Source organism: Microbacterium sp. Bi128 (assembly GCF_918698205.1).
The window spans coordinates 1-5,381 of the sequence record NZ_CAKKMM010000276.1 but is presented as its reverse complement, the minus strand read 5'-3'; the positions used below and the strand labels follow the sequence as shown (position 1 = coordinate 5,381).

General features: G+C 63.3%; 6 protein-coding genes and 1 pseudogene. All 7 read right to left on the bottom strand.

Features of this window, described 5'->3' with window-relative positions:
• Positions 1–245: pseudogene (locus LQV45_RS16925) on the bottom strand (apolipoprotein N-acyltransferase); the annotation flags it as partial.
• Between the two features lie 158 nt (positions 246–403).
• A complete protein-coding gene (locus tag LQV45_RS16920) occupies positions 404–1,330 on the bottom strand; it encodes a cytochrome c oxidase assembly protein (protein WP_138174783.1) in 927 nt (308 codons plus the stop codon).
• 10 nt (positions 1,331–1,340) lie between these two features.
• A complete protein-coding gene (locus tag LQV45_RS16915) occupies positions 1,341–2,870 on the bottom strand; it encodes a cytochrome c biogenesis protein ResB (RefSeq protein WP_308288882.1) in 1,530 nt (509 codons plus the stop codon).
• 133 nt (positions 2,871–3,003) lie between these two features.
• Positions 3,004–3,768 (bottom strand): cytochrome c biogenesis CcdA family protein, encoded by a 765-nt coding sequence (locus tag LQV45_RS16910; protein WP_138174779.1) that lies wholly within the window; start codon positions 3,766–3,768, stop codon positions 3,004–3,006.
• Positions 3,765–4,352, bottom strand: a complete 588-nt coding sequence (locus LQV45_RS16905; RefSeq protein WP_138174777.1) for a TlpA disulfide reductase family protein — start codon at positions 4,350–4,352, stop codon at positions 3,765–3,767. Before LQV45_RS16905 ends, LQV45_RS16910 begins: the two co-directional genes overlap by 4 nt.
• Positions 4,349–4,681, bottom strand: a complete 333-nt coding sequence (locus LQV45_RS16900) for a DUF6804 family protein (RefSeq protein ID WP_138174775.1) — start codon at positions 4,679–4,681, stop codon at positions 4,349–4,351. The genes LQV45_RS16905 and LQV45_RS16900 overlap by 4 nt, the downstream gene beginning before the upstream one ends.
• Positions 4,678–5,220, bottom strand: coding sequence for a signal peptidase II (locus LQV45_RS16895; RefSeq protein ID WP_138174773.1), 543 nt, complete (start codon positions 5,218–5,220; stop codon positions 4,678–4,680). The genes LQV45_RS16900 and LQV45_RS16895 overlap by 4 nt, the downstream gene beginning before the upstream one ends.
• Positions 5,221–5,381: the final 161 nt, after the last annotated feature.

Genomic DNA, 5,381 nt, shown 5'->3' with positions numbered 1-5,381 from the left:
AGGTCCAACACTCCGCCGAGCCTGCGTACTTTGACCCAACGGTAAGCGAGGGTGATGGTCACGCTGCCGACACCGATGAGTACCGTTTGCAGCGCGCTGAGGGCCAACCAGGGCACAGGTCCGAGAAACTGGGCCACCCATATGAGGTGGGCAAGGTTGAACACGGCCCCGAAGACGCACCCCACGACGAAAGAAGCGAGCGTGCTTCTTCCGAGGAGAGCTGCGAGCAGGATCGTCACGCTCACGAAAGCAAGCGGCCACCATCCGAGGTCCGGTGTGGCCGCATCCATTAGCAACCCCGATGCTGCCGCCAAGGGCAACGCCGCCGTCACGGGCAAGGTACCCACGCCGCCGGTCCACATAGAGGGTTTGCGCAGGTCGCCGGTTGGCCCTCGAAGTGCTGTCATGCGGACCCACGTTGTTCGAGCCGGCGCAGGTACTCGTTGTACTCGTCGAGCTCCGGGTCCCCGTGGGCATCCGCCCACCTGCTTGCAGCGGCGTCACGAACGGAATCGTGCCGGAACCACCGGTGCATCACGATCAGGATCATGATGAGTGTGGGCGCCTCGCCATAGGACCACGCGAGACCGCCGGCTACGCGTTGATCCTCGATCGGGTCAATGCCCAAAGCCATGGTCGATTCAGCGAATGTTCCCACCACCAGACTGGTCGCCATCATGAGGAACACCCCAAAAAAGGCGTGCAACGCTGCCTCGGCAAAAAGGTCGAGCGCCCGACCGCCGTGGCTCATGCGGACCGGCAGCGGATCTGTAGAAAGCACAGGAATGGTGAACAGAATTCCGCTGACCAAGAACGCCGCCTCCAAAGCGGTGTGGCCACCGGGTAGGGCTAGGACGGGATCGAGCAGATCGGCAATATACAGGCCGTAGAAGGCCGCGAGGTAGGCAGGTAATGCAACCCAGGGGCTGAGAGCCCATCTTGACCCTTTCCATCGCAACGCGCCGTGCGCCAATCTGAGGATGCTCCTACCGACGCCGCGATGTGGAGTTGCGCGCAGCAGAAGGGCTCCCGGGGAACCGAGCACGAGCAACGGTGGGATAGCCATCATCAATGTCAGTTGCTGGAACATGAACACCGAAAGTAGAGCTTCGCCGTAGTCCTCTACCGCGAGGCCGGTGACGGCAGCGAGGACTGCGCAGCCTGAGACAAAACTCACCGTGCGCAACACCGACCACCGACGACGCTGCCGCCACAGACGTGACGCCCCAAGGAGGTAAATGGCGGCCATCATCGTCGCGGCGACCGGTAAAAGAGTCAACGGGTTCGCTGCGAGCAGCAGGTAGTCACCGAACTCAGGGGACGTGTTCATAGCTGTAGACCTACCGTGACTGCGCGGCCACACTCGCCCGCTCGCATGCTTGTGCGTGGGCATCCGCTAACTGCTCGACCGCACGGGCAAGCCCGGGGTCATCTCCTCGAGCGAGACCGGCGTACTCCACCGAGATCATCGAGTCGGTTGTGGTCGACGAATGGACTTTCACCCAAATACGGCGACGAGGTATGAGAAGTCCGGTGAACAACCCGACGCAAGCCAACACAGAAAATGCCAAGACCCAGCCGCTGCTGGGGTCGCGTTGAATCTGCAAAGACGCGAACCGTTTTACCGGAGCGCCGTCTGCTTCCTCCCATGTGATGGTGCCCCACCCATTAGGCAGCGCACTGGTACTGCCGGGCCTGAGTTCGATGGAGTCCTGTCCGGTGTCGCCGCCGGTGAGTTGCGTGAGTTCGTCAACTGCCAGGGCATAGACGGAACGGGGGGTTCCATCATCGATACCGAGGTCGCCTGCGAAGGCGTTAAGGGTTATGACGGGGTTGATGACGTCGGGGTAGATCGAGGTGGCGGCACCTGAGGGCAAGGTGTCCTGCGTGGGGTAAAAGAAGCCGATCAGCCCGAGTTGCTGCGGCAAGCCGTCCGGAACTTTGACGACACCTAGTGAGGTCATGTTGGAATCCTGGGGAAGGAAGGGTAGTGAGTCGCTGTATACAATCTGGCCTTCCGCGTCCCGGACGGTGAGGGTAGGTGCGTAGCCGTTCCCGAGGAGATGGATGCGGTCACCCCCCACAGTGATCGGGTAGTTGACGACTACCCGCTCGGTCTGGGCATCCGCTCCTGGCGATCGGATGGTGACGTTGGCGGCGAAGTCGCCCGCTTGTCCACCTCCCGGAGAGCCGGCCGGCTGGTATGTGACGTCGAAACGGTCCAGCGTGAGAGAGTACGGCGTCAGATTGGATCCGTCCGCGAAACGGCCGGGGTCGAAGGAGGAAAAGTCACTGAGAGTGTTAACAAACGTTGTCCCCTCCACCACGACACGTTGGCCGGTGTAGGCGAACGCCTTGCCCACGACGACGGAGACGAGCACGCCGACCAGGGCGATGTGAAAGAGCAGGTTGCCGGTCTCTCGGAGATACCCGCGTTCGGCCGAAACGGAGGTCCACCCCTTCCCGTCGTAGCGACGCACGCGATAGCGACGCCGGGTGAGTTCTGTTTCGGCAAGATTCAGCGCTGCGGCGGGGGTAACGTGCTCCGGGATAGCACGCTCGAGGTGTTCGGGGAGTCGAGCGAACCGGATGGGGGTGCGCGGAGGTTGGCCTTTGAGAGCGCGGTAGTGGTGTTTCGCTCTCGGGATGACGCATCCAATAAGGGATACGAACAGCAGCAAATAGATGGACGAGAACCAGGGCGAGTAGTAGACGTCGAAGAGTCCGACTGCATCGAGGAACGGGAACCACTCGGGATTGCTGCGCTCCCATTGGATGACGCCGTTCGGGTCGGCGCCTCGCTGTGGAAACAGTGAACCTGGCACTGCGGCCAGGGCGAGGGACAGCAGGAGGATGAGCGCGGTGCGCATGCTGGTGAGCTGGCGCCATGTCCAGCGGAGCCACCCTTTACCATCGAGCTTCAACTGGGGGCTGTCCTGATCGTCCGTGGCCCCGTCAGAGTGGTCCGCTGGTCGCCGCGGGTCGGAGTCAGCGTGGCGGGTGTCAGAGCGGGAGGGGGACATTGACTACCACCTGTTGCAGAAGTGACATGAGTGAGGTCCACACGCCCGTCACCATGAGCAGCCCGAGGAGGATGAGCACGGCACCTCCGATGAGGTTGAGTGCGCGGATGTGGGTGCGGAGGACTGTGACGGATCGCGCGGCCCACCCCCATCCGAGTGCCAGCACGAGGAAGGGCACGCCGAGGCCGAGGGAGTAGGACAGACCGAGAAGCCCGGCTCGTGCGGGGTCACCAAGGTTCCATGACAGGGACAGAATCGCTGCGAGTGTGGGGCCGATGCAGGGCGTCCAGCCGACACCGAGTGAGAGTCCGAGAAGAGGGGCGCCGACAAGCCCGGCTCGCTCACGGAGGGCAGGGCGGACACTGCTCTGTCCGAGCCGGATTGCGCCCATGAAAGTCAGCCCCAGGACGATGTTCACGACGCCAAACACGCGGGTGAGGAGATCGCCGTAGCGCAGAAGCGCGACCCCGAATAGTCCTCCTAGGACGGTCACGGTGACGAAGACCACGGTAAATCCAGCGATGAAGAGGAGGACGCCTGCCACGAGCCGTCGGCGTGTGGCGACCGCTGTCACACCGTCTTTGCCAGGTGCGGGGGGGAGGGCGGTGACACTGCCGAGGTATCCGAGGTAGCCGGGGACCAGTGGGAGGACACAGGGTGAGAGGAAGGAGATGAGACCGGCGAACAGGGCGAGGGGAATGGCAACCCAGAGCGCGCCGTCAACGACCAGCGTCCCGGCGCTCATGGCGCCTCCGCCAACGTGTCGGCGACAATGCTGGACAGAATTGATGCGCTGGGGAGCTGGCCGATGATACGGGCGGCGAGACGACCCTGGCGGTCCATCACGAGCGTTGTGGGTGTGGCTTGAATCGGGGTGAGCTGCGCGAAGGCGAGTTTCACCTGGCCGTCATTGACGTCGATGACGCTGGGATAGGTGACCTTATTCTCGCGCGCGAACGACAGTGCTGTCTCAGCCTGGTCGTAGGTGTTCACCCCGAGGAAGTCGACCCCCTCGTCCTGGAAACGTAGGAAGACCTCTTCAAGCATGGGAGCCTCGACGATGCATGGTCCGCAGGCGGCGTACCAGAAGTTCACAACGAGCACCTCACCTCGGTAGTCGTCGCTGGTGACGGTTTCACCGGTTTCGATGACGCCTTCGAACTGAACGGGTTCGCCTCTGTCCGCAACGGCGATCTCGGCTACCTGGAAATCTCCATCAGAGAACGAAGCGCCCGCGCTCGCGTCTGATGATTGGGCCGTGGCTGTGCAACCGGTCACCATGCCCACGATGATGAGCGCCGCGCCGAGGGCGATGAGTTTGCGGTTCATGCCCGCTCCCTCTTGATGGTGGCTCCTGCGACAAGAAAGATGACTGCGGCTGCGGGTTGTGCCGCGGTCCACAGGACACCTTCAGCGGGAAGGGGAAGCACCGGATTCCACACCACTGCGATTACCGCGAACACCGGCACCCACCACAGCTGCCGCTCTTGGTAGGCGAACGAGGCGACGATGAGCGCCAAAATCGCCACGATGAAGCGCACGACAGTGAACCAACTACTGTCCAATAGCGCCGGCGACACGAACAGAGCGGCTGCGGCGATCAGACCGGGGGCGAGGGCGTTCCTTTGGTACCGAGATGGCGTCTTCGTCTTCTTCACTGCTTGTCCTCCGGGGAAACATCGAACGGGGGTGGCCCGGCGGGCTCGACCTGAGCGCCGCTATTCGTGCGTTGGCGAAGCAGGAGCAGCACGGCGACCGCTATCGCTCCAGAGGCAAGGAAGATGTCTGCCAGATTGCCGATGAACAGACCCCCGTAGGCGAGGAAGTCGGTGACGTGGCCGACAGCGAAACCGGGTGGCGACATGAATCGATCAATGAGGTTGCCCACAGCTCCGCCGAGGATTAGCCCCACACCAGCCGCCCAGCCCGCCGTTCGCGCGCGGGCCGCCATAACGAAAAGCCCGGCGACGGCTGCCACGCCTACGACGGTGAGAACCCAGGTCATACCCGAACCTGCCCCCAGCACCGCGCCGGGGTTGAAAGCGAGTTGCAGACCGAATGCGTCCCCGATGACGGGCACCCGCCGCCCGTCTGCAAGCGCGGTCAGGGCAACGGCCTTGCTGAACTGATCTATTAACACCGCGGCCGCTGCCACTATGCAGGCGATGGCGAACGGTCGCGTTTTTTCAGCGGTCACTCTCTTGGCTCCTCCGGAGATGGCGGGTTCGCCGCGCCGTGATGAGGAGCATGACGAACGCGCTGCCGAGAATGAGCGCCACTACGGAAAGTCCCATTACGGGGGCGGTCTCGCCGCCACCGGTGGGCACTCCGCGACCGTCCGCGCGGGGGGTCGCGGAG